Source organism: Paenibacillus sp. JT31N11 (assembly GCF_056269285.1).
On the sequence record NZ_JBWDNQ010000002.1, the window covers coordinates 618,310 to 644,632 of the forward strand.

Consider the following 26,323-nt stretch of genomic DNA (forward strand, 5'->3'; position numbering starts at 1 on the left):
CCTTTGGGACACACTTTTACTTTTTTCGCACCTGGTTGGCCGCTCTGGGCCTATGATTTTTGGATAACATTGATGGCAATGAGTGGGGGTAGTCCCCCTAAATCCCCCAGAGGGGGACCCTAAGGGCTCCGCCCTCTGGACACCCGAATGGGATAACGTTTGTGTCATTGAGACGGAACCTAGCTGGTATGTGCCCGGATTCGTTTTCGTCCTTTTGGGACACAGTTTTACTTTTTGCGCGCCCTTGTTGGCCGCTCTGGGCCTATGATTTTTTGAATAACGTTAGCGGGAATGAGGCGGGCCTAGCTGGTTTGTGCCTGGTGGAACGCAAAAAACCGTTTGTGCGGATTCTTTTGGAATCCTGCTCAAACGGTTTTTTGGGGGAACACTAGCTTAATTGTTAGCGATTAGTTATTGCTTAATGCTCGGTCCAGCTTTCCTGGTAGGCTCTTTGCTCGTCTGTGAGCTTGTCGATCGCCATACCCATGGCAGCCAGCTTGTATTCGGCAACCCGTTGATCCAGCTCGTAAGGAACATTAACCACTTTAGCGCTGATTGTTTGATAGTTGTCATTTACATATTTAAGCGAAATCGCCTGCAAGGCGAAAGTCATATCCATGATTTCCGCCGGATGTCCGTCCCCTGCTGCCAGGTTGACCAGTCGTCCTTCCGCCAGAAGGTAAATGCTGCGGCCGTCTTTTAATTTGAATTCTTCGATATTCCGTCTTACGACGCGTTTGCTTGCCGTTAAAGCCTCAAGCTCCGGTTTGTTGACCTCGATATCGAAATGACCGGCATTCGACAGAATTGCACCGTTCTTCATCACTTCGTAATGCTCGCCGCGAATGACGTCCCGATTGCCCGTAACGGTGACGAAAATATCGCCGACTTTGGCCGCTTCAATCATCGGCAGAACCGTGAAACCGTCCATGTAGGCTTCAACCGCACGGATCGGATCGATCTCGGTTACAACTACATTAGCGCCTAATCCCTTGGCACGCATAGCTACGCCCTTGCCGCACCAGCCATAACCGACAACAACAGCCGTTTTGCCTGCAGCGACCAGGTTGGTGGTACGGTTGATGCCATCCCATACCGACTGTCCTGTGCCATAACGATTGTCAAACAAATATTTACAAAATGCATCATTCACCGCTACAACCGGGAATTTCAGCGAGCTGTCCTTTTCCATCGCTTTCAGCCGCAGAATACCCGTTGTCGTTTCTTCCGCGCCGCCGCGCACATTTTCCATCAAATCAGGACGCTCGGCATGGAGAATCGATACAAGATCGCCGCCGTCATCAATAATGAGATCAGGCTTGGTTTCCAGCGCCTTGATCATCAGTTCTTTATACTCTTTGGGATCCGGATTGTATTTGGCGAATACCGTAATGCCATCTTCCACCAAAGCAGCACATACATCATCCTGTGTGGACAACGGGTTGCTGCCCGTTATGGTGACTTCAGCGCCGCCCGCCTGAACAACCTTTGCCAGATAGGCCGTCTTCGCTTCAAGATGAAGCGAAATCGAGACTTTAAGCCCCTTGAATGGCTGTTCTTTCTCGAATTGCTCGCGGATCCGGTTCAGCACCGGCATATGAGCCGCTACCCAATCAATCTTCAAATGTCCTTCCGGTGCCAGCGACAGGTCAGTGACAATGCTTGCTTTTTTGGAATCTACAGTCAATTATTCCAGCTCCCTCTCTATATATAAATCATGCGGTGTCCGCCACAGCGGTCAAGCGGCAGTTCAAGCAGGCGGTCCAGCCAGCTTCGGCCGTACAGGTTCCAATATACGGAGATATTCACGACCCGTTCCTGCGGCTGTCCGGCAGGCCAAAGGGCTGTGGCAATCCGGTCCAATTGTCTGGTCACGGTTTCAAACCGCCTGGCATGCGCCTCTTTAGTCCGTTTCTCCAAATATTCGATCTGCGCTGTAATACGCCGCTTGTTGACTTCACCCAATAAGGACAGCCCTGTTTCAATGGAGCCAATTGTGTCCAATAAGGGATCGTACATCTCGGCAAAGTAACGCTTGGCTTCTGCAAAACGGCCATCGATGTCGACATCATCCTGCTCTTTCAGCCAGGTTTCCTTCCTCTCCGGGAAGCGGAAAGCCACATCGTCAAAGGTTAAATCATATTTTATCATATGCTTCGCAATTGTTCCCTCAACCAGGGTAAACGACATACGGGGCATAATAATCGGCATTTGCATGTCAAGCATGCGGAATGCGGGGGCTGTCAGCGCCCAATATGCGATTTCCCCTGCGCCAAGCACAGTTGCCAGCACCGGCAGCACATAATCCTGCATGACCGGGCGCGTCAATACATTATTGCTGAGCCTGCTCGGCGCATTAACCGCAATGGTCATCAGCTCCTCGCGCGAGCACGAGAATGTGCCTTTCCGGTTCTCGAATCTTCCCTCGCGCTTGTACAAAAGAGTCCGTTCCGGAATGCCGGCGCCGTTCTCATCCTGCGGATCAAGGAAGAGGAACAGGTTGGCGCTTCCTTCCTGCACATCGGCCTGCGGTTCAAATCCCAGCCCGCGCACCACTTCGGCTCCCGTTAAATAAGCCTGCTCCAGCTCATCATTACGCTCGATGATCATCTGGAACATCGGAGCCTCCAGCTCCCGAAGCGCCGGATCATCCGAATCAAGCAGCACCAGACCCTGATCCCCGAACAACCAGCCCATTGTCAATGCAAACAAATCGGACATGGTCCGGGATTGTTCGGCAAATCCGGTTAGACGTGCTATAAGATCCGGCTTGAAGCCGGTATCCGGCAAGGAGCTTTTCAACTGCTCAACAGCCTCAAGAAAAGCCTCCCGGGTCAGCTCCGTACGGCTGACGGAAGTTCGCGAGCCCAAGGGGCGGTCGATGGCGATTTTATTAATTCCAGCGTCGCCATGAATAATGGCATGATTGGCTTCATCCCAATCATGATCCTCGCCTGCAATCCAGAAGACAGGAATTACGGTTTCTCCGGTTAGAAGGGAAGCTTCTCTGGCAGCTGCAATTATGGTGACAGCCTTATGTATCACCAGAAGCGGTCCGGTCCATAATCCGGCCTGCTGTCCCCCTACAACTACCGGCGCCCCATTTGCAATGGCCTGAATATTGCTGATAACGGAACGATGTCCGTTTACTCTTGTATTATAGCGCTCCAGCATAGCCGCCAAACGATCGGCCGGGATGCGCCTTGACGTGTGTTCCTTCAACTGGCGGAGCCTATCCGTCCATGCTCTGTCATCTGCGGGGTGACTGCCAAATATACTCTCCACTTTCGGATTTGTCCGTTTCACATATTGTTCGGTTAACGGCTGACCGAAAGGCAGCTGTACCGATTCGATCTCCATGTACAGTCTCAACCTTCCCTCTATTTCATCATCATGAATTATGAAGTTGTATTGTTCTTGCTAAGCTGCTATAAAAAAGAAAGCATTTTCCCTCATTGTACACAACGTAAAGCTGACCGTCAAAAAGAAAATCGCCTCCTCTGCCGAGGAAGACGATGGAGCTTTTTATGTATAGACATCGATAGCGGTCATTTATGCGGCGAAAAGGCTTTTGCCCATGCCAATACACATCAGCAAAACATATAAAATAGCCATCAAAAAAAAACCAAGCCGCCAGACAGCTCTGCCGATCCGCCGGACATCAAGGACGCCCTTCGATTGATACTGCACATTTCCGAGCAGACCTCCGCCAAGCAGCAGAATCAATAAAATCCCGTATAAGCCAAAGTTGCTGTGAAAGATCCGATTGAACAAAACAGCCACGCAGCCGATCAGCAGGGCTGTGGTTATATCCATCGCCAATCGGAAAGCCCGTTTGCGGTCGCCGCTGATTGCCGCATATCCGAAATAAATCAGAATAAAAGGCACGATCGGAATCACAGCCAGCGAGGCATAGACATTTTTGATACTTTCCCAAAGCAATTGTATAACGGCCGACTCCTCTCGCCATTAGCTCTTGGATAACGATTTAACTGCGTTCGTTACAGCATCATTTAATGGAGAAAGCAGGCCATACCGCTTGGCAAGCGAGGAAATTCCTCCGTTGATCCAGTCGATTTCCGTTAAGCGACCCGCTTTTACATCACCCAGCATGGATGATTCGTTATTTGCGGTTTGCCTGCAAACCTGCAGCAGCCGTCCCCAGGAATCTCCAGCCGCCGTCATGCCTGCAGCAAGCAGGATTTTCTCGCTCTCCGCATGCAGATCCGCCATTTCTTGTCTTAACCCCGGGTCCTCTGCCAATATTCCGTTAGGGATGCCATGTATGGCCGTAAGCGGATTAATAACCGCATTGATTAACAATTTCTGATAAATCCGATTACCCATGTCATTCGACAGTTCCGCCTCAATTCCTGCCGCATGCAGCGTTTCAAGCAACATTTTTTGCGTTTTGTCCCCATCTTCCGCGGCTTTTGGCCATTTGCCAAAGGTAAAGACGCCGTGTCCGGTGTAACGAACCCGGGTATCCGCTATACGCAGGGCGCCTTCTGTCGTAACGGCGGCATAGAGCGGATTGTCCGGAAAATACGACTGCAGTCTTTCCATATGTCCAATGCCATTCTGCAAAGTTAGCAGGGATGCCCCCCGTGCCAATAAACCGGACAGCCTGAGTTTGTCCATAAACGCGTCAGTCAGATGCGATTGCTTGACCGTCAGCCAAATCCAGTCGTCTGCCCCAGGCTGCATGCCGGCCCCTGCCTTGTCTAGCCCGGCGGCCATGACAGGATATCGTCTGCTCTGCAGACCGGCCTCTTCGAGGCAAATACCGCCGTCACGTAGTGACGCGGCTTGCTTTTCCCCGCGTGCGGCAAGCATAACCTCAGCGCCCGATCCGGCGAGCCGCGCTGCGTACATCAGTCCAAGCGATCCGGCTCCAACGATTATGATTTGCATTCTCATCATCCTTCGCCACATCCTAGTAGTATCTGTATCGTAGCATGCGAAAAGCAAAAAATCCCGCCATTCCTGCTCGGATGGGCGAGATTTCTTCATTTGCAAGTATTTAATTTGTTACTCAATACGCTCAAGATTACCGTTTGCATCCATTTTGAACCGCGGCTTTGATTCGTCTTCCTCCGTCAACACCGTGAGCCTGCGCGCCCGATCCATAATCTGGATCAGCGTTTTGTAGTCATCGTTGACGGTACGGTAATCCGTTTGCGCGCTGTTCACTTCAAGCGAAAGCTTCTGATTCTGCTCACGAAGCGTGTACAGCTCTTCATCCTTGTCACGGACATCCCGTTCAAGCGTTTTGATCTGTCTTGTGAGCTCTTGATAAGTCCCTTTCCATTGACGAAGGAAACGAATGACCATATCGATGGATAACGACTCTTCCGTCAGCGGTTCACTTTTGTACGTGCGTTCTTCCCCATCGATAACGGCAATCGAAGAAACATGAGGAGCCGCCACAAACGTTTGTTTTTTCATATAGTTCCGTTTTTGACGCTGCTGTTTCGCGATTTGTATAGCTTCTTCATAACGCTTGCGGACACAACTGTTCCATCGAAATCCACATGCGGCGGAAGTTCGGGCGATCCGTTCACCCACTTCTTCGAAAGCGGCCAGTTGTGTGCTGCCTTCGCGAATGTGACGCAGGGTTACCTCGGCGAGGATGAGATCGTCATCCGGGCTCCACGCATCTTGTCTGACTGCTGTCATGCAACGAAAACCTCCTAACATTAGGCGCTTACTTTATCTCTATGCGCTTGGTAGAGTTCATAGAATCTATCGGATACTAAATTGTATATCCATTTTTTCGAAAGCTCATACATGTTTTACTCCGAATTGTCACAAACTAAATAACATGCATCACCAAAAGGTCGTAAAGTTTGCCAATTCGTCACCGGTCACTGGTTTACAGCGGTTTCCCAAAACGATATAATGGGCAATAGAAATCGGGTCTTGTACTTGCGAGAGGGGGATGAAATCATGGCACGTATGTTTCGGGTGCTCGGCTTTTGGACGTTGGTCATTGCGCTGATGGCGTTTGCCGGGGATATGAACGAGATGGCGTTGTTGTTCTTTATCCAAACGGTCGTGTTTGTCCTGTTAGGCTATCTGAACTTTTCTGAAAAAACCTACCTGCTGATGTTCTGGGGTTATATGTTTATCTCATTCGTCGGCTTTACGTATTGGACCGTATTCGTAATGGGCAACCCTTTCTAATACATCCTTTCGTGACAACAAATAAGCAAAAGGCTGCCGAACGAAGAAATCCCTCTTCGTTCAGCAGCCTTTTTTCCGTTCCTGCCGTTATTCCTTGCGCAGCACCAGTACCTTGAATGTCTCACTCATCCCGTTTCCTAAAAGAAGCTGCGCAATGGCCCGATTGCGCCTGGATTCATCGCCGAACGGATTTCGCCCGTCATGCGCAATGAGGTCGTCAAGCACACCCTGATCCACCAGAAAGCGCTTTTGTGTATCGTAATAACTGATTTGCCAGCCAGAGGCTTTGGCGGCCCGCATACAAGCGGTAAAATTCACATGGGAGGTTATATCCTGCTCGCCGATAGAGACAAACGGGTCCTCATGCGCGATATGATCCTTATAGCAATGCAGCGTTCCGTTCATTCGATGCGGCGCATAAAGCTCTTTCGCCTCATGTCCGTAGTCAATCAGAATCATCGCTCCCTGCCGGATGATCCCGGCCATCGCAGCGATCCACCGTTCCGCAGCAAGATTGACTTCCGCTTCCTGTCCCTCCTGCAGCTCCACCCCGTCGAGACTCAGAGACTTTTCGATGTCAGGGTCGGTCAGCGGTATACAGGCGTATTGAAAAGCTGCCTCCTGCGGCCAGAAAGAGATGCTGCCTCCACCGGTGCTGGCGACGCCGAGCTCCCATAAGCGGCCATCCAGCTTGACAACCCGATGAACGGGGAAGGCATCGAGCAGCTCGTTGGCGACGACAATGAGCGGCCCTGATCGCCAATCGGCAGCCTCTGCTTCTGCCGGGGACATAAACCGCATACTGCCAAGCCCCTCGCGGTCCGGCTCCAGCAGGCTTTGCGCAGCGGCCAGATGTACCGGGTTGGCATCAACAACCGTGTAGTGCATCATTCCAAGCGGCATATGTCCGGTCCGTTTCCAGGCAGCCAGCAGCTGCCGGGACAATCTGCCGGTTCCCGCTCCCCACTCGGCCGCATTGGCTTCTTTCCCAAAGGATTCCGCAAGCCCGGCAATAAATTCCGCAAGCTTGTCACCCATCACGGACCCCAGATGCGAGCTTGTGTAGAAGTCTCCCGTTTTGCCAACGCGCACCTCGCCCGAACGATAGTATCCGCCCATCTCATCATATAAACACATATCCATATAGTCATAAAAAGACAGGCAGCGAAGCGTATGTTCTCCACCTCTATGTTTGTTGTACAGCCTTCCTTGCGTGCCATTCCGTTCAATCCGCTCAGCAATCCGGACTCTCAACGGCTCTGATTCATTCACTTACGCCTACCTCCATGTCAAGGACAAATTAGCCTTTTCAAGATATAATAGAAAATTATACCGCATATATTAGTTCATGATAAAATCCTGATTTCGTACGGCCGCTTGAAAATCATAAAGGGGGAGCTTTATTCTTGAGAGCAACGAAACGCCGTGGGCTTCTGGCTTTCGCCGCCAGCGCCCTCGCCATTTGGCTGACGGTTTACCCTGTTCTCGCCCAGTCGCCGGAGGATGAAGAAGTAAGACGCATTATGGAAAAGAGCCTCTCCGTCGTGGAATTGGACAAGGAGATCACCCGGATAGCCGAGCAGCAGAAAGCGATTGCTGGCCAGCTTGATCAATCCCGTTCCTCGCTTCAGACACAGGAGCTGATCATGGATAAACAGAGAGAGGAAGCCGGAGCTGTCCTGCGAGCCTATTACACTGGGGAACGCGATATTCTGATGACTGCGCTGCTGAAATCGGGAAATCTTGCGGATTTACTGACAATGCTGGACTATTTCAACTTTATTTTCTCTCATGACAAGGTGACATTGAATGAATATAAGCAGCAGTATAATGGCATTCAGAAGGGCATTCAGCAGTTGGACCGCGAATCCAAGCAGCTTGCTGAAGTGGAAGTCCGCTTGAAAGAACAGCGCGACCGCGTCTCCGCTCTTTCCAAAGATATTGACAGCAGCCTGAGCGGCCGGTCCGACGAAGAAAAGCTGCGGCAGATGATATCGGAGCTGACTGATTTCTGGCAGAACGTCGGCCTGCTTGAGGTCAGAAAATATTTCAGCGCATTATCCAAAGCGATGAAAAATATGCCGGACTGGGTACAGAACAATAATAATTTACTGGAGATTGACGGCTTCAACTATACGCTCTCGATACCGGAGGATAAGCTGAACGCTTTTTTGCGGGAGCAAAATGAAATGTTCAATAATTTTGCATTTGCCTTCACTAACGACGCCGTTATCGTAACAGGCAAACGCGACGGACTTGAGGTTAAGCTCACAGGGCGCTATACGGTGGAGGAAACGGATGAAGGAACGGCCATCTTGTTCCATGTAAACGAACTGGTATTCAACGGTCTTGTTCTTCCGGATACAACCAGACAATCGCTGGAGAAAGAATTCGATCTGGGCTTCTATCCTCAGCGGATTGTTTCTTTCCTTAAGGCCAAATCCGTATCGATCGAAGATGGGAAGCTGATCGTCAAGCTGGCTGTCAATCTGTAAAAGAAGCGGCGCATGTTGCGCCGCTTCTTTATATCTTTATGATCCATTCCAGTTCTCAATCATTTTCTCCATGTCCAGCGCTTCAAAAGGCTGCCGGTCGTCCGTCTCCCAGAGACTTGTCCAGCGCTCCCAACGCTCGGACCATGAAGGATCCGGAATGAAGACCTTGCTTTTGAATAAACTGAGCACCCAATAAGGCGGTTTCTTCGCCATGCTGTCAGATTCAAATTCACCTGCATAAGCCGATTTTCTTGCCGGCAGCCTGCCGAACGTTTCATAGCGGTCAAGCTGCGAGCTTTTTATCACCATTTCATTGATCCACAAACGCGCCTGATCCGGCCACAGCGATTGCGCGGATAATACAAAGCTTCTGCCTCCGATCCAGCTCAGCGGACTTCGCTGCGGACCAGCGCTTACAGATCCATTATTGGACAACATCATGCTCCTGTATTCCGACCAGGGCATAACAGCCGAGAGCAGTTCGCCGCTTTTCAATTTGTCCGGAACGGTATTCTTGCCTGATTCGGCACCCTGTTCCGTCTGCGGCTTGCTGAAAGGGCCGAGAAACCGGAGCTGCTCCTTCATCTCTGCGTTCATTGGATGAAGATTGGCTGCATCCTCCGCATTGGAATCGAACATACCAAGCCATGCCAGCATCTGCCGGGGATCAGACATCGCAAGACTAACCGGTTCCACCTTAGGTGACGCGGCCTGCAGACCATTATATCCCTTCACGAAAGACTCCCAATTCTCAGGAGGCTCATTCATACCCGCTTGCTTCAACAGCTCCGTTTGCCACACGATCAGCATAGGGTTGATATCCAGCGCGACTCCCCACATGGAGCCGTTCCATTTCAACGTATCTGTTAACGCTTCCAATTGATCCGCAAGGGAATCTCCCGTATAAATATCATCAGCAGGCAGCAGATAGCCCTGAACCGCAAACTCGCGAACGCGGTTGTTGTCCAGCAGCATGATATCGAAGGGCTCTCCGCCATGGGCCGCTTCCTTCCACTTGGCATATGCATCAGGTCCGGGAAAATTCGCCAAGTCGACCCTGATTTGCGGGAACCTGCTCTCGAAGTTCTCTTCGCTCTTCTGCCAATACTGAAACTCCGTCTCACTCATGGAGACGGCTATGCGAACGGTCGCCACATCCTCGCTACCATTGTCAACCGTTAACGGCTGCTCCTCTGAAGGCAATCCTCCGGAAATCGTGTTTGGCGAGCCGGGTTTGCCAATCATCGGAACAAGCAGAGCTGCGCATATCGTGCATATGCCCAGCAGCAGTACAACCAGTTTCCTGCGAGACACCTTTTCCCTCCCTCAGTCACCTTTGACTTCAAGTCAGACCAAACCGTATACTTACCTATAGTTTAGCAATAAAGCGGCGTGTTGTCGCCTATAGATTGTCACAATGCTGGAAGGAGATTTACATTTGATGAATGTCATCCATAGCGTAGAGCTTCATCTGCCCGGGGATAAGCTGCCCGGTTATTACGCGCAGATCGTGAAGGGCATTGCCAATACAGTCACCCTGCTTGACCGCGACAAAACCCTATTATTCGTATCCAGTGAGGCAGAAGCGGCGGAGATTGAGAATTTTGTCCAGCATTACCGCGTGGAAACGGACAGGGGAATTTGGTTGGCGCTTGAAGAGAGCTGGGAAGTGAATGAGCGGAAATTTGAAGATTACGGGGTCCGGACCCGCTCCGGCAGCCGTTATCTGGATTTGCATCTTGCGGCGGTTATGGAACTGTCCTCCGGCGGCGGCGACTCGGAGCTTGCGCAAGCTCTTGAGCAGTGCGAAGAACACAGCGCCGCAAAGCAGCATAAAGAAGGCCGACAGCTGCTGGCTGTCGACCGTGAACAAATCGAGCTTATTGAGGGCATTGCCCGCGCTTACCGCTGCAGGACAGATCTTCTGCTGTAAGTCCGTCGTCTCATCCTGCCGCTCTGCCGGCTCTGCAGAGGCCTTACAGCAAATCGGCGGCCAATTGGGCCAGCCTTGACCGTTCGCCTTTCTCAAGCGTCATGTGGCCGCTTATGTTCTCCTGCTTGAATGTCTCCACAATATGGGTCAGCCCGTTGCTGATAGAATCCAGATAGGGATGGTCAATCTGCTCGGGATCCCCCATAAGGACGATCTTACTGCCCTCACCGACACGGGAGACAATGGTCTTGACCTCATGCCTGGTCAAATTCTGGGCCTCGTCGATAATAATGAACTGTCCCGGAATAGAACGGCCGCGGATATAGGTGAGCGCCTCAACCTGGATACTGCCCAGCCCCATCAAAATTTTGTCGATATCGCCGGATTTTTTGGTATCGAACAGAAACTCCAGATTATCATAGATGGGCTGCATCCACGGACGCAGCTTCTCCTCTTTTTCTCCCGGCAAATAGCCGATATCCTTCCCCATCGGAACAACAGGTCTTGCGATCAGGAGCTTTTTGTACTTGTGCTCATCCTCCACCTTCATCAGCCCTGCTGCCAAGGCCAGCAGCGTCTTACCTGTTCCGGCTTTTCCCGTCAATGTGACCAGCGGAATATCATCGCATAATAGCAGCTCCAGCGCCATCCTCTGCTGCGCGTTGCGGGCCGTGATGCCCCACACCGGATCATTGCTCAAATATAGCGGCTCCAGTCTCGCCCCATCCTGCGTAACCTTGAGCAGCGCAGACTTCGAAGTGCCCATCTCATCTCTTAGAATAACGAATTCATTGGGATGGAGCCTGGTGCCCAGCTGCATATTTTTGATCGTCAGGAAACGGTACGTGTAAAATTCGTCGATGACGCTGGGATGAACGAATATCGTCAAATACCCGGCATACTCCTCCGATGGCGATACTACCCGGTCGGACAAATAATCCTGTGCGGAGAGTCCCAGCACATCCGCTTTGATCCTGACCAGCACATCCTTGCTTACAATAACAACCGGTCTTTTTTCCCCTTTGTTTTCTTCCTCCATCTGATAATTCAGGGCCACCGCCAGTATGCGGTTATCGTTAGACATTTCGCCGAACATTTCCTGCACACGGACGAAGCTCCGATGATTCAGCTCTACCTTGAGGAGTCCGCCGTTATCAAGCTTGATTCCCTCATGCAGCCGGCCTTTCTCGCGCATTTGATCCAGAATCCGTGAGATGGAACGCGCGTTTCGGCCCAATTCGTCGGCCAGTCTTTTTTTCGAATCTATTTCTTCCAACACCACCGCGGGAATAATCACTTCATTGTCATCAAATGCGAAGAATGCTTGTGGATCATGCAGTAGCACATTAGTGTCGAGCACGAATATTTTTTTCATCGTGAGCCCTCCTGGCGTTGGAATTTCGTAACCAAGGCATACATAGCGCGATACCTGAATGGGGCAAACTATGCTCGAATGAAATGTGAATGATGAAAGGCAGGTGGCGATAATGAGTAAGTGGCTAGCATCGGCTATGATTCTTTGCTTGCTCGCAACAGGCTGTGGAACTGTTGCTCGCAATGAGACATCACCCTCTCCACAGAATACTAAAGGTGTACGTGTGCAGCAGACCACCCCGCACAAAGAGCCCATCAGCAGTCCAAAGCAGGTCGCAGCCCATCTGGAAGCCTTGGCAAACCAAGTTCCGGGTGTGAAAGGTGCGCACTGCGTCGTGTTTAATAATACGGCGGTAGTTGGAATCGATGTGGATGGCAAGCTGGACCGTTCCCGTGTTGGAACGATCAAATATGCGGTTGCGGAAGCTTTACGCAAGGATCCCTACGGCATAGATGCGGCTGTCACGGCAGATATGGATTTAACCCACCGATTGAACGAAATGGGCACCGATATCAGGCAGGGTCGGCCCCTTCAGGGCTTTGCGGAAGAGATGTCCGATATTATCGGACGCATCGTGCCGCAGATGCCGCGGGACACGCAGCCAAGAAATATGGAGCATGGCAATCCGAACCAACCCAAGCTCCAGAAAAATTTGTAAAAGAGCTGATCGCCTAAAAGCGAGACGCCAAACAAAGACACAAAAAGCCTAGCAGCTTTACACTAGGCTTTTTTCATGGCGGCAAACACCTGTCGATCCAGTTTATCCGCAGCTCGTTTATCGTAGGTTTTCTCATACCCCGGCATGGCGGACAAGCGCGATCCATAGAACATCGCATCACGGATATACCCGATTTCAATATCGAAGCAGACCAGCTTGAAAGGAACCTCATCTAGTGAATCCTTGACCAGACGGGCTGTGCCGTATATGGTCTGGATACTCCCGGGCACGAACACAGTGACGCTAACGTCGGCTTTGGACAACATATTCATAGCCAGCCGGGAACGCCCGTCAATGGCAAACCGGAGCGTGGATTCATTCACTGGATAAATCCATGAAACTGCGCTGGAGGTCGGAGAACCGGCTTCCGCATCAATCGTGTGGAGAAGTGCGAATGGTTCGTTTTGCAATTGTTGGAACAATGATTCAGAGAGCGCAGTAACGGTTTCGGTCATCCGCATAACCTCCTTGCTCAAATAGTCAAGATTGCGCCCGATGCGTCCATTATAACATAGCCATGAACGCTCTTACCACCCGTCATTCCGCCGCCAGTTTTGACTTCAGAGCCGCTTTGGCTTCAGCAAGCTTTGCTTCGTCCAGATGGACATATGGGCTTTTCCAGACACCCGTCAGCGGAATAAACTCAATATCGTCGCGGCCCATCCCGAAATAGGTCTTAAGCATGTTCTGCACCTCGGCGGAAGGAACATCCATACGCATATTATCGCCTACCGCTTTAATCACGCCTCCGATTTTGGTCACCCCGGAGAACGACTTCAGTTTATCGGCAATCTCTCCCAATACCTGACTTTCACGTTTGTTGCGGTCAAAGTCGCTGGACATATTCTTGCCGTCATTGGATTTGCGGTAACGGACAAAATCCAGAGCCTGCTTGCCGTTTAGCACCTGGACGCCCTTAGACAAGTCTATGTTCGTGCCATCCGCATTATCCACGTAATGCATATCCATATCCACATCGACCTGAATACCGCCGAGTGCATCGACTACATCGGCAAAGCCCTCGAAGTTGATCGTGGCCGTATAATCGATAGGTATATCAAAAAATTCGCCGAACATTTCGCGCATCCCTTGTTTCGCCTTTTTCTCCGCATCCTTCTGCTCGAGGCCATCTTTCTTGGCACTGGACAGGAATGCCGCATAATAACCATTGGCTTTCCGGACTCTATAACCATCCAGATCGATTTCCGAATCCCGCGGGATGGAAACGACCGTCGATTTCTTCGTGTTCGGATTGAATGTGGCGATCATCATCACGTCCGTGTTCAGACTTCCTGTTTCCTTACGGGTATCGAAGCCCAGCAGCAAAAAGGTGACCGGTTTCACTTTAACGGATTCTGACGCAGGCACTTCCACAGAAGGATCGGCATCCGTTGTAATGCTGCCAAGCGTATCTTTATACAGCCAGTAGAGGTAGCCGGCAATCGCTATCAATACGAGCAGGATGACAACCATGATGCGCCGCATCCAATAAACACGCTTTTTTGGTTTTTTGTTGCCTCCGGATCCTTGAGGCCCGTCCGATTTCCTGGAACCTCGCGAAGTCGATCTCGGCGGCATAGAGGACTTACTCATCGCTTCCACCTTCAATCAGTTATATTTCGGGTTTTCCTTGATGTCATTGAGCAGCTGTTCACCCGCTTCACGAGGGATCATCTGGACTTTACTGCGCCCTTCCTTCTCATAGCGGACATGAATCATCGTGTCATCAACCTTGTCGATAACGATCTGTGTGACATGATGGTCCTCCGTCAGGATTTGCAGAAAAAAATCACGCGTATCCAGAGCGGCGCCATCATGGGGTCTTCCTTCAGCAACGAGCTGAATTTGCAGCCAGTTAAACAGGGCGTCTTCAAACCGCATGATGCTGCCACCTCCTGTTCATCAAATGGATTATTTGCCTGTGCCGGTTAACGGGTCGGCTTATTGCTTGGATCGGCGGGAGGTTCGGAGCTCGATCCCTTGCCTTTCCACTTGTCGTAAAGCTGGCGCCCGCGCAGCATCAGCATCATAATCACGGCAACCGACATACATTGAATAATCGGCAGCTTGTCGATTTGGAATACGAACAATACGAATGCGCCGGCAGCCATGACGAGATGAACCAGAATTTCCTTGATAATGGGCAGCCGCTGTACCCGGAACACTGAATTGAAGATATAGATAACCAAGCACAAGATGATAATATACGTAATAACGGGATGGCTGTGAAACCAGTTTTGCATCCTGCAGCCTCCTCCTTCTTATTCTACGTTATAGGTTTCTAATGAAAACGGCAGGGTAATCGAACCGAAGTCGGTCCGCCACCCTGCCATGAAAGAGCTCGTGAAATAATGGATTATACGCCCGATTGTGCTGTTCTGCGCTGCTTATCGGCACGCTCACGTTCGCTCTTATTCAAAATCTTCTTGCGCAGACGAATGGATTTTGGCGTTACTTCGCAATACTCATCGTCATTCAAATATTCAAGTGCCTGCTCCAGCGAGAACAATACCGGTGTTTTCAAGCGAACCGTATCATCCTTGGAGGCGGTACGAATATTGTTCAGCTGTTTCTCCTTACAAATGTTGACGATAATATCGCTGTCGCGATTATGCTCGCCTACAATCATGCCTTCATAGACTTCAGTCCCCGGTTCGAGGAACAGCACTCCGCGGTCCTCGACACCAAACATGCCGTAAAATGTGGATACGCCATTCTCGCTGGCAACCAGAACCCCTTGATGACGTCCGCCAACCGAAGTGCCGACGAATTGGCCGTAATTATCAAAGGCATGATTCATGATGCCATAGCCGCGAGTCAGTGTCAGGAAGTTCGTCCGGTAACCAATAAGCCCGCGAGCAGGAATGATGAATTCCAGACGTACCTGGCCTGTTCCATTATTAATCATATTGACCATTTCCGCTTTGCGTGCACCAAGGCTCTCCATGACCGAGCCTGTGCTTTCTTCCGGTACATCGATCAGCAGGCGCTCGTATGGCTCCATTTTCTTGCCATCGATTTCCTTCACGATAACTTCCGGCTTGGACACCTGCATTTCAAAGCCTTCACGACGCATATTTTCGATCAATATGCCCAGGTGAAGCTCTCCGCGTCCGGATACGACAAAGGCATCCGGGCTGTCCGTTTCATCGACGCGCAGGGCAACATCAGTCTCAAGCTCTTTAAACAGTCTCTCACGGAGTTTACGCGAGGTTACCCATTTTCCTTCACGACCCGCAAACGGGCTGTTGTTGACCAGAAAGGTCATCTGCAGGGTAGGCTCATCGATCTTAAGCACCGGCAAAGCTTCAGGGTTCGCAGGGTCTGCGATGGTTTCCCCGATATTGATCTCACGGATGCCGGCGATCGCCACGATATCGCCCGCTCCGGCTTCTTCAACCTCGATGCGCTTCAAGCCCTGGAAGCCGAACAGCTTCTCGATACGCGCCTGCTTCACCACGCCTTCGCGGTTAATGACAGCTACGGATTGACCCTGGCGGATCTTGCCGCGGTTCACACGGCCGACAGCGATACGGCCCAAATATTCATTGTAGTCCAGCAGGGTAACGAGAAACTGCAGCGATTCATCCACGCTCTCTGTCGGAGATGGAATATGTTCGATGATCGTTTCGTACAAAGCCTGCATATTCTCATCCTGTTTATCCACATTCAGGCTGGAAGTCCCCATCAATGCGGATGCATAAACAACCGGAAAGTCAAGCTGCTCGTCGCTTGCGCCGAGTTCGATAAACAGATCGAGCACCTCGTCAACCACATCGGAAGGGCTGGCGTTGGGACGGTCGATTTTATTCAATACGACAATCGGCGTCAAGTTGCTTTCAAGCGCTTTGCGGAGCACGAATTTCGTCTGCGGCATACAGCCTTCGAACGCATCGACGACCAGCAGCACGCCGTCAACCATTTTCATAATCCGTTCAACTTCGCCGCCAAAGTCGGCATGTCCCGGCGTATCTACGATATTGATCAAATAATCCTTATAGTTGATCGCTGTATTTTTGGCAAGGATGGTAATTCCGCGTTCCCGTTCCAAATCATTGGAGTCCATGGCCCGCTCCTGTACGGCTTCATTGTCCCGGAACGTACCGGATTGTTGAAGCAGTTTGTCGACGAGAGTCGTTTTCCCATGGTCAACGTGTGCGATAATCGCGATATTGCGTAAATTTTCTCTGGCTTGCATGTTCAGTATCCACTCCACTTTGTTTAGTTTATCTTTATTATAATCCAACCGTCACTTGCGCACACACACTTACCAGCGGGTCTTTCTCCCGGCTACCAGCCAGGCGCCGATCGCAATAAGACCTGCCGCAACAATATACAACCCCCAGCCCCAGAATACCATGATTACGAAAAAAGATGCGGCAATCAACGCAAGAGTTATAGCAAGCGTCAATGGAAATTTGGGATGGGCCATTTCAAACAGATGGAATTCGTACAACCCGACCGCAGCCCCAAAAATAAACAAAGGCCATAAGTACTGCATATTGCTCCACCCGAATGCAATACAAAAGAAAAAAATTAAGGCGCTTATCGACAATATCGCCCCAGGCACAAGCACAAATGTGGGAAGCAATCTGCCGAAAAACAGCACGTGCAGCAATATGCCTGGGATCAGCACGAAAAGCGGCCAGAAGTTCGTCCCGATAAACGCAAACAGGCCAAGCTTCCCGAGCAGAATTACAGCGCCGGCGAATAAAAAAAGAAAACCGACGGTGTATTGATTTTTCGACATGCCCAAAGTTCCTTTCTCTCGACACTTTTTATCATTACTATAGTGTACTGGAACGGACAGCAAAAAACCAGTGCAACAGACTAAAATCCACACAAAAAAAACACTGCTTCATCTTTTCAGACGGAGCAGCGCGATAATTATGACAAATGGAACACATAAAATCGGCAGCGCCTGCTGCATGGTAGGGAAGCTGTGAAGCCCCAATCCGGCAAGCCCGGGATCATGTACAAGCATCTCCCCTGCGGCGTAGCCGAGCAATCCGCCTCCCGCATAAACCAGCGGCGGATAGCGCTTCAACAGATTGCCGAGCAGTTGGCTTCCCCAAATAATGATAGGGATACTGAGTCCGATTCCCAGCATAATCATTATAGGCTCGCCTTCGGCAACGGCTGCAATGGCAAGCACATTATCCAGACTCATAATAAAATCGGCGACCACAATGGTACGGATCGCTCCCGCAAGGGAGCCGGGTTTGCGAATTTGATGGGACTGCTCGGCAGGAGACGCCGCATCCATCACCAGCTTGACGGCAATCAAGAAGAGCAGCAAAGCGCCCAATGCCTGGAGATAAGGTATTTGCAGCAGCGTAATGGCCACCAGAGTCAGCAGACACCGCAAGCCTATAGCCGCAGCCGCTCCCCACCATACCGCCTTGCGCCTCTGCTCCGGGGGCAGCTGCTGGCTGGCAAGGGCGATGACGACGGCATTGTCGCCGCTGAGCAGTATATTAATGAAGATGATTTGAACAAAGACCCACAGGCTGTCCATTCCCTGCCACCTCTCACATGCTATCTGTAATACGAGCCTCTTTATGAAACGGTATGTCCCGGCAGGGCTTCTTATGTTAGAAAATAATTATGAATCGAACCTAGAGCTTGCACGTATATACTAAAAAATCAGGTAACGGTTGGAAGGGAGAGGACAAGAGGATGGATTTCTTTTCGTTTGAATTTTTTTCAGCCTTGCTTACTATCGTATTCATTGACCTCATTCTTGCAGGGGATAATGCCATTGTAATCGGGCTTGCCGCCCGCAAATTACCTAAATTACAACAAAAGAAAGCCGTCATCTGGGGAACGGTAGGAGCGGTCGGCATCCGGGCATTAGCCACCATATTGGTCGTTTATTTGCTGGATATACCGTGGCTCATGCTAACAGGAGGAATCCTGCTGCTGTGGATTGCCTACAAGCTGCTGGTGGACGAGAACAATCATGGGGATATCCAGGCAGGCAATAATCTTTGGCAGTCCATACGAACCATCATCATTGCCGACGCCGCGATGGGGATAGACAATGTTATCGCAGTCGCAGGCGCAGCGCACGGCAATATAACCCTCGTCATACTCGGCCTTTTAATCAGTGTTCCGGTGGTTGTTTGGGGAAGCACCCTGTTTATCAAAATCATCGAACGGTTTCCATGGATCATCTATCTGGGCTCAGGCGTTCTCGCCTACACAGCAGCAAAAATGATCACGCATGAAACCAAGATCAGCCAGGTGTTTGAGAGCAGCGCGCTGTTCGAATGGTCCTTCCTCATATTGGTCGTGGTCGTCATCATCGTCGCAGGCCTTTGGAAAAACACTGCAAGAAGCCGCAAAATTTCCAATGAAAAAAGCAGGGAAGCCCAAGCTTGACCGGGCTCCCTGCTTTTTCTTTATATGCGATCCCGCTTAAAACCAATCGTCGTCGCCGGCGGCCTGCGCCCCAAGCTTGTCATCCGGCGATATCTCCAGCGTCTCCACCTCCGAAACCGCCTGCGCAATCATCTCCTCAAGCTCCGGTACAAAAGACTCCACCTTGCTGACTACATTTAAATTTGGATTGGTGCTCGGTGATTTCGGCAGAAACAAGGTGCAGCAATCCTCAAAGGGAAGAATCGAGGTCTCATACGTGCCGATTCGCTTCGCGATCCGGATAATATCTTCTTTGTCCATCATAATAAGCGGACGCAGCAGCGGAAGTTCGGCGCTTCGTCCGATTACATTCATGCTGCTCAGCGTCTGGCTGGCCACCTGGCCCAGGCTGTCGCCGGTAACAATTCCGAGTGCGCCCGACTGAACGGCGAGCATTTGGGCGATGCGAAGCATCGAACGGCGCATAAGCGTGATAATGAGATTATCCTGCTTGGCCTGGGCGAATGCCGTCTGGATCTCTGTGAACGAGACGAGATGCAGCTTTATCGGAGCACCGCTGTAATGGGATAACCGTCTCGTCAGCTCAATTACTTTTTCCTTGGCCTGCTCGCTCGTAAAGGGATAGCTGTGAAAATGAACCGCTTCGATTTCCAGCCCCTTGCGCATGGATAAATAACCTGCGACCGGGCTGTCAATACCGCCTGAGAGCAGCAGCATGGCTTTGCCGTTGCTGGCAAATGGATAACCGCCGGCAGCTTCCACAACCTCGCTGAAAATATAAGTGCCCTCGGGCTGGATTTCGACGCGAAGCTCCACCTCCGGTTCCCTGACGTTAACCTTGAGGCGCGGCATGGCCCTCAGCACATGAGCCCCTACCAGCTGGTTCATCTGCTGGGAATCATGCGGAAAGGATTTCTCCACGCGGCGTACCGACACCTTGAATGTGGCGGGTTCCCGGGAAAGAGAAAGCATGGCGTCAAGCGATGCCGCCTGGATGGTTTCCAATATATTTTCGACCCGTCTGACCGGACTGAAGGAACCGATACCGAATATATCCTTCAACCGTTCAGCTATGGCAGCATATGGCTCTCCATTCAAGGCAACGTAAATCCGCCCGTAGCTGCGGGTGATCGCTGCCCTGCTGTAGGGAGCGAGCACGCCTCTCACCTGCTGGAGCATGCGTTTCTCAAACTGGCTCCGGTTGCGTCCTTTTATCGTATGCTCGCCGAAGCGAATCAGGATGATGTCTGGTGTCATGAACGTATTTCCTTCCTCTCCAGCGGCTTCAACTTCTTCACAACCGTCTCTAGCATGCTGCAAAGCCATTCGAGTTCACGATTACCATGCTCATCGCCGAAGCTCACGCGAATGCCGCTCGATGCTCTCGCCTGGCCCACTCCCATGGCTTCCAGCACACGGCTTGGCTTATTGTCTTTGGACGAGCATGCCGATTTGGTCGACGCCGCGATTTTATGCTTCTCCAGCAAATGAATAAATACCTCCGGCTTCATTCCGGGATAAGAGAAGCTGACAATATGCGGGGCCATATCCTCCTGCTCCCCTCCATTGAGAACAAGCTCCGGAATTTGAGCGATTGCTTCTGTTAGCAGTCGCCTCAAGGCTGTCATCCGCTCATACCGTTCCGGCTGGCTCTCCATAGCCATGCGAAACGCTTTGGCAGATGCAACAATGGCCGCCACATTCTCCGTGCCTGAGCGCATCCCGAATTCCTGATCCCCGCCTGCAAGCAGAGCATGCAGCTTGACGCCACTCCGTATATATAAAAGGCCTGCGCCTCTTGGCCCTCTCACTTTATGCGCGGAAGCGCTGAACAAATCAATGCTATCGCTCCGCAGATCGATGGGCAGCTTGCCCACGCTTTGAACCCCATCCACATGAAAAACAATCCCGCGGCGCCGATCTTTGAGCATCCGGCCGATTTGGTGGACCGGCTGAATGGAGCCGACCTCATTATTCACATGCATAATGGTAACAAGTATCGTCTCGTCGGTTAAATGAGCTTCCACGTCTTCAAGGCTCACAATCCCGTTCCTTGAAACAGGCAGGAAGCTGATCCGGAATCCTTCACGCTCCAGCTGCTTGCAGGTTTCATAAACAGATGGATGCTCGATGGCTGTTGTAATAATATGCTTGCCCTTATGCGCATTCGCTCTGGCTGCGCCTTGAATAGCCAGATTGTTGCTCTCCGTCCCGCCCGAGGTAAAAACCCATTCCATCGCCTCTGTTCCAAATAATCCGGCAATGGCGCTCCTGGACCGCTCCAGCAAATGGCCGGCTTCCACACCGCTCCGGTGCAGGGATGAAGGGTTGGCATAATGCTTCGCCATCACCTCGGCCATTGTACGAATCACTTCCTCATGCGGCGGGGTGGAAGCGCAGTGGTCAAAATAATACATGCTCCACTCTCCTTTCTTCATATGCACAAAATAAAAAGATCAACGATAGAATGCCGGCGCGAAATTCTGCGCACGATATTCTTCGCGATCTATTCAAGGCTTAAGATCTTCGGCTTCAATTAGAAATTGGACGGGCTGTATTGTTCCAAAGCCGCCAATACCTTGCCCACATAACGCTGTGTCTCCGCAGGCAGAGCGCCAAGCTTCTGCGCAAAATCCTCATTGCTTGCAATACCGGCGCGGTCGACACGTCCGGGACCGGCATTATACGCTGCCAAAGCCGCCTGCTCGCTGCCGCCGTATTTTCCCAGCAGATAAGCGAGATAACGTGTGCCGCCCTCGATATTTTGCTGAGGGTCAAATGAATTCTCAACTCCCAGCCCGCGGGCAGTTCCATCCATCAGCTGCATAAGGCCTTTCGCGCCGGCGCTGGACACGGAATTCGGATTGAAGGCGGACTCTGTATCAATAACAGCTTTGACAAGCGAAGGGTCAACCCCGTATTTGGCCGAGGCTTCGTTTATATAGGGATCAAATAATGTTGGAGTCGGGTTATCCATGGACAGATCCGGTTCATTATAGAAAGGCAGCGGCTGTTTGAATAAAGTCGTTATGGAAGCCAGTTCATCGTTTAATGCCTGCAATCCTGAATCCTCCTGCAAGGAACTGCCGCTCCCGGACAGCATTTGGGATAATAGCGTATCGAACAAGGAAGGGTCTTCCTGACTGCCAGGGGATAGGATATTGGGACTGCTGCTTCCCGTAAAATCAAGACTAGGCATCCATTGCAGCTGGAGCAGTGTTTTCATAATACGCGGATCTATGCTCATCATTGGCCTCCAGTTGGGTACATTGCATAAAATGACAGCTTTTGCATCTATTTTACATGGTTTCAGAAAGAATCGCCAGTAAGACAATAGTCCTATGCCGTATTAAAATTACAAGATATGTAAAAACCGGCGAATCCAATTTCGCCGGTCCTGAATCATTTAGGTAATGGAATAATAAAGCGGGATAATCACCAGATAAGCAATAACAGAAATCAGTCCGAGAATCATGGACCACAGGCCAAGACCTCTGGCATCCTGCCGGTAGGCGATAAAACCGACGACAATTCCTGTAGCTCCAAGAAGCAAAGGCCACACAAACCAGGATAATACGGATAGAACAAGAGCTGCCCAGCCTGCGGCTTGGCCTGCTGAACGTGTTTGCTCAACTGCTTCTTCGACATGCTCCTTCGTGTGATCCGTCTGATAAGCCTGTGGAGGTACAGCAAGCTCTGCGGACATTTCCTCATTGTAAGGATGATGATCATGTCCGTAACTATGATGTTTATGGCTCTCATCATGCGATTCATGCTCCGAATGTTGTTCCATAGCTTAGCCTCACTCCTTTGGTTTGAATGTGTGGCAGCAGGTGGACGCCGATTCGGTGGCATTATCTTGGTGGCTTGCCTGAAAATGTTCTCCGGCAAATTCGGAATCAAGATTGGTGTGTGCATGACTGTCGATGTCGATCATGATTTGATCGGCATTGCATTGGTTGCCCTGCCCCCAGAAGGAACAGTTTGCAACGCTGCAGCTTACGCCTTTTGGCATAAAAATCACCCCCGGTATCAATTTGCCCGCACCGGGGGTGACTTATGCCTGCCTTATTTTTGCCCTTGCATACGGCGCTGGGTCATGTAGTCGCTCTCATAATAAGACAAGTCGTCACGGAGCTCCTCATACACCTTCGATACCGAAAGCACGGTGTCGCGGGCATCGCGAACCGGTTTCTTGCGGAATCGGATCGCATCCTGGCCCGTATAGGCATAACGTCCGTCTTCGGAATAACATTCATTTTTAGGGTAGAAAAATGCGTTTACGCATTGGTGGTACACTTCATAAAGAACCCGTGCGGCAAAATCATCATCAAAATTCGGCCGTCTGAGAGCAACTCCCAGTTTCTCGTAAGCTACTTCCGAAAAAACAAGCAAATGCCTTAGGTCAGACAGCAATCCTTTATAGAAAAGCTCCGCTTCGTTATCCTGATCTTCACTTGCAAGCTGCGGAAGCGCATGCTGGTTAAGGAACAGCTCCAATTGACCGATGGCGAGTTTTAACTTGTCCCTTGTCGATTCGCTCAGCGATTTCACGTTTGTCGATGGCATGATCGGTAGATCCCCTTTCGTTCTCCAAAACAATACTTAGACCATCAACATCGTACCACAAAATGCATGCAGATGGTACTGCCGTTTGACGTCCTCGACCGTATATTTTCATTCATTCCACCGAATTCTAAAGGCAGGGAGCTTCATTGAGGCTCGTGAATACAGCAAATTCGAGGAGGCAGCCATTAATATGCGACGCAAATGGATCGGCTGGTTCGCGGTGCTTGCCGCCGCGGCATTATTAATTCCTTTATCCCCCTGGTTCGGTGCGCCTAAACAGCAGCCCGGCAAAATTCAGGCTCCGGTGAAAGCAACGTCCGCATCACGGGAGCATGCGATCAAGATGAAAACCATAAACCGGGATATGGAAGCAACGGCTTTAATGTGCACCAGGGAATGTTCAAGGAACCTCCATAAAATGATGATGAGCCATTCAATTGGAGACCCGGGTCCCGTCAATATGGCAGACATGATGAAGAAGCACAAGCAAATGGTGTATCTCGTCTGGATTCACAACGGTAAAACGATGACCCATGGCAAAAAACCGCAGGATGCAAACAAAATGCTTCAAACGCATTTGGCAGCCGCCAAGGCCAGTCTCCGGCAGGGCAAGGATTATACATCCACATCCCTGAAGCTGCATGGACACCGCTATGCCATCGTAGCCGTACCGGACCATCGCCGCCGGGGCGACGGCATTATCGGCGTCATACTCCAGGATGTCATCACAGAGGTCGAGCGGCATCAGAAACGCAATTTAAGAATTGTGCCTTATCCGGCGGAGGGGCATTACAAGATCGAGTCCGTTATTCCCAATACGACTACCGATATGACGGTTGAGCAGGGTGAGGATAATGGCAACGCCAGTCATTATCATATTAATGAAGTCGTCGTGAAATTCAGTCATCCGCCCACGAGGCATGATTTGGATCGGATGAAAACGGATATTGGTGCCATTTCAGTAAAAAAACTGGCCCATACCTTTATTTTCCGTTCCAAACTAATGGATGCCGAAAGCATGATGGAGTATTTTAAAAGAACATGGCAGCCGGAGTATGTCGAACCCCATTACTTGTATATGACCAACGAAATTGCGCCAATCATTCCTAACGATGCGCTGTACTCGCAGTATCAGTGGAATTTACCATCGATTGAAACGGAGAAAGGCTGGACGCTCTCCAAAGGCAGCGAGCGTGTGCTCGTCGCCATATTGGATACCGGCGTTCAAGCCGATCATCCCGATCTTCAGGGGAAAACGGTGGATGGCATCAATCTCGTCAGCGAAGATGATCCGCCTGAAGACGATGTCGGACACGGTACGCATGTTGCCGGCATTATTGCCGCCAACGTGAATAACGGCGAAGGCGTAGCCGGCTTATCCTGGTATAACAAATTAATGCCTGTCAAGGTTCTGGATTCCAGCGGAGCCGGCTCTACCTATACGGTGGCGCAGGGAATCATCTGGGCGACGGACAACGGGGCCAAAGTCATCAATATGAGCCTTGGCAACTATGCTGAGGCGGAATTCCTCCATGATGCCGTCAAATATGCCTATGACCATGATGTGGTTCTGGTCGCGGCAAGCGGCAATGATAATACCGATCGTCCGGGATATCCTGCGGCTTACCCGGAGGTGTTCGGCGTGGCTTCCACGGATGCCGACGGTTCCCGGTCGTCCTTCTCCAACTTTGGCGATTACATCGATGTTGCAGCACCGGGAGCAAGCATCGCGAGCACGTATCCCGGCAGTCAGTATGCAGCACTGTCAGGAACATCGATGGCCAGTCCCCATGTTGCCGCATTGGCGGGTCTGATCCGCTCCATCAATCCCGATCTGACCAATGTCGAGGTGATGGATATCATGCGCAAATCCGCAACCGACCTGGGTGACAAAGGCAAAGACAATTACTTCGGCTATGGACAGATCGATATCGTCCAGGCATTGGAAATGGCGAATCAATCGAAGTTATCGCTGCAGCAGTTTGAGCAGCAGGTGGAACAGCGGCTTGCGAAGATCAAGAGCAAATACGAGTCCCATCTGACAGCTGCCAAAAAATAAGCATCAAACGAAAAAACTGTTCCGATTGCTCCTTGAAAGACAAAGGTGCAAAAGGAACAGTTTTTAATTTTAATGGTGGATTTGAATCGTTGCGGAAAGCTTGCCGTAAGCCGGGTTCTGTACTCCATGTGGTCCAAACGGGAACGACCCTCCCACTTTCGAAGCGACAATCATCTATCTAGGCCTACCATTGCTGATCGGCTCAAGCAACCAACCCGAACGCTCCCCGGGCAAGGGTGCAGTATGAGATGCCTCTGCAAAAGCAGGTGCAAGCTTGTACTGCCGCGTTCTCTCGGTCTTGCTCCAGATGGGGTTTACCAGCACCGTTGTCACCAACGGTCCTCGTGGTCTCTTACACCACGGTTCCACCCTTGCCTGTGCTGACGCAAAGCCAGCCATCGGCGGTCCATTTCTGTGGCACTATCCTTCGGCTCGCGCCGACTGGACGTTATCCAGCATCTTCGCCCTACGGAGCCCGGACTTTCCTCTCGCAGCCTCACAGCTGCCAGCGATTGTCTGTCAAACTTTCCGTCATCTAGCTAGTATACTAAGAAGCGGTCAAAAGCTCAAGGCGAAAACGGCTCCATGTTTTCATATTTCTTCA

Annotated in this window: 27 protein-coding genes and 1 other RNA gene; 6 read left to right on the forward strand and 22 right to left on the reverse strand. The window is 51.0% G+C overall.

Going from position 1 to position 26,323, the window contains the following annotated elements; genetic code table 11:
• Positions 1–418: 418 nt before the first annotated feature.
• From AC0YNV_RS11035 to AC0YNV_RS11055, 5 genes are all read right to left on the reverse strand, one after another.
• Positions 419–1,687 carry an adenosylhomocysteinase gene (locus AC0YNV_RS11035; RefSeq protein ID WP_475768138.1) on the reverse strand — a complete coding sequence of 423 codons (1,269 nt, stop codon included), beginning with the start codon at positions 1,685–1,687 and terminating at the stop codon, positions 419–421.
• 17 nt (positions 1,688–1,704) lie between these two features.
• Complete coding sequence (gene bshC / locus AC0YNV_RS11040) at positions 1,705–3,360, reverse strand: bacillithiol biosynthesis cysteine-adding enzyme BshC (RefSeq protein ID WP_475768139.1); 1,656 nt, start codon at positions 3,358–3,360, stop codon at positions 1,705–1,707.
• 192 nt (positions 3,361–3,552) lie between these two features.
• On the reverse strand, positions 3,553–3,942 hold the full coding sequence (locus AC0YNV_RS11045; RefSeq protein WP_379114073.1) for a DUF3397 domain-containing protein: 390 nt from the start codon (positions 3,940–3,942) through the stop codon (positions 3,553–3,555).
• Positions 3,943–3,969: 27 nt separating this feature from the next.
• Positions 3,970–4,923: a ketopantoate reductase family protein gene (locus AC0YNV_RS11050; RefSeq protein ID WP_475768140.1), complete on the reverse strand. Its 954-nt coding sequence runs from the start codon at positions 4,921–4,923 to the stop codon at positions 3,970–3,972.
• Positions 4,924–5,031: 108 nt separating this feature from the next.
• Positions 5,032–5,679 carry an RsfA family transcriptional regulator gene (locus AC0YNV_RS11055; protein ID WP_210037666.1) on the reverse strand — a complete coding sequence of 216 codons (648 nt, stop codon included), beginning with the start codon at positions 5,677–5,679 and terminating at the stop codon, positions 5,032–5,034.
• A 270-nt stretch (positions 5,680–5,949) separates the two neighbouring features.
• Between AC0YNV_RS11055 and AC0YNV_RS11060 the strand changes: the two genes are divergently transcribed.
• Entirely contained in the window at positions 5,950–6,186 is a 237-nt protein-coding gene (locus AC0YNV_RS11060; RefSeq protein WP_210037667.1) for a DUF2626 domain-containing protein, read from the forward strand.
• Between the two features lie 87 nt (positions 6,187–6,273).
• On the opposite strand, the gene AC0YNV_RS11065 is transcribed toward AC0YNV_RS11060, so the two are convergent.
• Complete coding sequence (locus tag AC0YNV_RS11065; RefSeq protein WP_475768141.1) at positions 6,274–7,458, reverse strand: class I SAM-dependent methyltransferase; 1,185 nt, start codon at positions 7,456–7,458, stop codon at positions 6,274–6,276.
• Positions 7,459–7,592: 134 nt separating this feature from the next.
• Here AC0YNV_RS11065 and AC0YNV_RS11070 point away from each other — a divergent pair, with 134 nt between their 5' ends.
• On the forward strand, positions 7,593–8,681 hold the full coding sequence (locus AC0YNV_RS11070; RefSeq protein ID WP_475768142.1) for a hypothetical protein: 1,089 nt from the start codon (positions 7,593–7,595) through the stop codon (positions 8,679–8,681).
• A gap of 36 nt (positions 8,682–8,717) precedes the next feature.
• On the opposite strand, the gene AC0YNV_RS11075 is transcribed toward AC0YNV_RS11070, so the two are convergent.
• The gene (locus AC0YNV_RS11075; RefSeq protein ID WP_475768143.1) at positions 8,718–9,995 is read right to left on the reverse strand and encodes a sugar ABC transporter substrate-binding protein; all 1,278 of its coding nucleotides are present in this window, start codon (positions 9,993–9,995) and stop codon (positions 8,718–8,720) included.
• Positions 9,996–10,122: 127 nt separating this feature from the next.
• Here AC0YNV_RS11075 and AC0YNV_RS11080 point away from each other — a divergent pair, with 127 nt between their 5' ends.
• Positions 10,123–10,614 carry a hypothetical protein gene (locus AC0YNV_RS11080; RefSeq protein ID WP_475768144.1) on the forward strand — a complete coding sequence of 164 codons (492 nt, stop codon included), beginning with the start codon at positions 10,123–10,125 and terminating at the stop codon, positions 10,612–10,614.
• A gap of 43 nt (positions 10,615–10,657) precedes the next feature.
• Here AC0YNV_RS11080 and AC0YNV_RS11085 read toward each other — a convergent pair whose 3' ends face one another.
• On the reverse strand, positions 10,658–11,989 hold the full coding sequence (locus AC0YNV_RS11085) for a PhoH family protein (protein ID WP_210037672.1): 1,332 nt from the start codon (positions 11,987–11,989) through the stop codon (positions 10,658–10,660).
• A 112-nt stretch (positions 11,990–12,101) separates the two neighbouring features.
• Between AC0YNV_RS11085 and AC0YNV_RS11090 the strand changes: the two genes are divergently transcribed.
• The gene (locus AC0YNV_RS11090) at positions 12,102–12,647 is read left to right on the forward strand and encodes a YhcN/YlaJ family sporulation lipoprotein (RefSeq protein WP_475768145.1); all 546 of its coding nucleotides are present in this window, start codon (positions 12,102–12,104) and stop codon (positions 12,645–12,647) included.
• 62 nt (positions 12,648–12,709) lie between these two features.
• Here AC0YNV_RS11090 and AC0YNV_RS11095 read toward each other — a convergent pair whose 3' ends face one another.
• The 7 genes from AC0YNV_RS11095 to AC0YNV_RS11125 all read right to left on the reverse strand — a co-directional run bounded on the left by AC0YNV_RS11095 (position 12,710) and on the right by AC0YNV_RS11125 (position 18,225).
• Entirely contained in the window at positions 12,710–13,162 is a 453-nt protein-coding gene (locus AC0YNV_RS11095) for a pyridoxamine 5'-phosphate oxidase family protein (RefSeq protein ID WP_475768146.1), read from the reverse strand.
• Positions 13,163–13,244: 82 nt separating this feature from the next.
• Positions 13,245–14,180, reverse strand: coding sequence for an LCP family protein (locus tag AC0YNV_RS11100; protein ID WP_475768147.1), 936 nt, complete (start codon positions 14,178–14,180; stop codon positions 13,245–13,247).
• A 135-nt stretch (positions 14,181–14,315) separates the two neighbouring features.
• A complete protein-coding gene (locus AC0YNV_RS11105; protein WP_210037676.1) occupies positions 14,316–14,588 on the reverse strand; it encodes a hypothetical protein in 273 nt (90 codons plus the stop codon).
• A 47-nt stretch (positions 14,589–14,635) separates the two neighbouring features.
• Entirely contained in the window at positions 14,636–14,950 is a 315-nt protein-coding gene (locus AC0YNV_RS11110; protein WP_475768148.1) for a YlaH-like family protein, read from the reverse strand.
• A 113-nt stretch (positions 14,951–15,063) separates the two neighbouring features.
• Positions 15,064–16,905 (reverse strand): translational GTPase TypA, encoded by a 1,842-nt coding sequence (typA, locus tag AC0YNV_RS11115; RefSeq protein WP_210037678.1) that lies wholly within the window; start codon positions 16,903–16,905, stop codon positions 15,064–15,066.
• Positions 16,906–16,974: 69 nt separating this feature from the next.
• Positions 16,975–17,457, reverse strand: a complete 483-nt coding sequence (locus AC0YNV_RS11120; RefSeq protein WP_475768149.1) for a hypothetical protein — start codon at positions 17,455–17,457, stop codon at positions 16,975–16,977.
• A gap of 108 nt (positions 17,458–17,565) precedes the next feature.
• Positions 17,566–18,225: a TerC family protein gene (locus AC0YNV_RS11125; RefSeq protein ID WP_475768150.1), complete on the reverse strand. Its 660-nt coding sequence runs from the start codon at positions 18,223–18,225 to the stop codon at positions 17,566–17,568.
• Between the two features lie 161 nt (positions 18,226–18,386).
• On the opposite strand from AC0YNV_RS11125, the gene AC0YNV_RS11130 reads away from it, so the two are divergent.
• The gene (locus tag AC0YNV_RS11130) at positions 18,387–19,091 is read left to right on the forward strand and encodes a TerC family protein (RefSeq protein WP_475768151.1); all 705 of its coding nucleotides are present in this window, start codon (positions 18,387–18,389) and stop codon (positions 19,089–19,091) included.
• 36 nt (positions 19,092–19,127) lie between these two features.
• On the opposite strand, the gene thiI is transcribed toward AC0YNV_RS11130, so the two are convergent.
• The 6 genes from thiI to AC0YNV_RS11160 all read right to left on the reverse strand — a co-directional run bounded on the left by thiI (position 19,128) and on the right by AC0YNV_RS11160 (position 23,660).
• Entirely contained in the window at positions 19,128–20,348 is a 1,221-nt protein-coding gene (thiI, locus tag AC0YNV_RS11135; RefSeq protein WP_475768152.1) for a tRNA uracil 4-sulfurtransferase ThiI, read from the reverse strand.
• The gene (locus tag AC0YNV_RS11140) at positions 20,345–21,508 is read right to left on the reverse strand and encodes a cysteine desulfurase family protein (protein WP_475768153.1); all 1,164 of its coding nucleotides are present in this window, start codon (positions 21,506–21,508) and stop codon (positions 20,345–20,347) included. Before AC0YNV_RS11140 ends, thiI begins: the two co-directional genes overlap by 4 nt.
• A 119-nt stretch (positions 21,509–21,627) precedes the next feature.
• Positions 21,628–22,341, reverse strand: coding sequence for a lytic transglycosylase domain-containing protein (locus AC0YNV_RS11145; RefSeq protein ID WP_475768154.1), 714 nt, complete (start codon positions 22,339–22,341; stop codon positions 21,628–21,630).
• 156 nt (positions 22,342–22,497) lie between these two features.
• Positions 22,498–22,884 carry a DUF4190 domain-containing protein gene (locus tag AC0YNV_RS11150; RefSeq protein ID WP_475768155.1) on the reverse strand — a complete coding sequence of 129 codons (387 nt, stop codon included), beginning with the start codon at positions 22,882–22,884 and terminating at the stop codon, positions 22,498–22,500.
• Positions 22,885–22,893: 9 nt separating this feature from the next.
• Positions 22,894–23,106 carry a DUF1540 domain-containing protein gene (locus AC0YNV_RS11155; protein ID WP_210037686.1) on the reverse strand — a complete coding sequence of 71 codons (213 nt, stop codon included), beginning with the start codon at positions 23,104–23,106 and terminating at the stop codon, positions 22,894–22,896.
• Positions 23,107–23,159: 53 nt separating this feature from the next.
• A complete protein-coding gene (locus AC0YNV_RS11160; RefSeq protein WP_475768156.1) occupies positions 23,160–23,660 on the reverse strand; it encodes a YpuI family protein in 501 nt (166 codons plus the stop codon).
• Between the two features lie 190 nt (positions 23,661–23,850).
• Between AC0YNV_RS11160 and AC0YNV_RS11165 the strand changes: the two genes are divergently transcribed.
• Entirely contained in the window at positions 23,851–25,719 is a 1,869-nt protein-coding gene (locus tag AC0YNV_RS11165) for a S8 family peptidase (protein ID WP_475768157.1), read from the forward strand.
• A 91-nt stretch (positions 25,720–25,810) separates the two neighbouring features.
• Here the strand turns inward: AC0YNV_RS11165 and rnpB are convergent.
• Positions 25,811–26,247, reverse strand: an RNA gene (gene rnpB, locus AC0YNV_RS11170) — RNase P RNA component class A.
• Positions 26,248–26,323 lie beyond the last annotated feature (76 nt).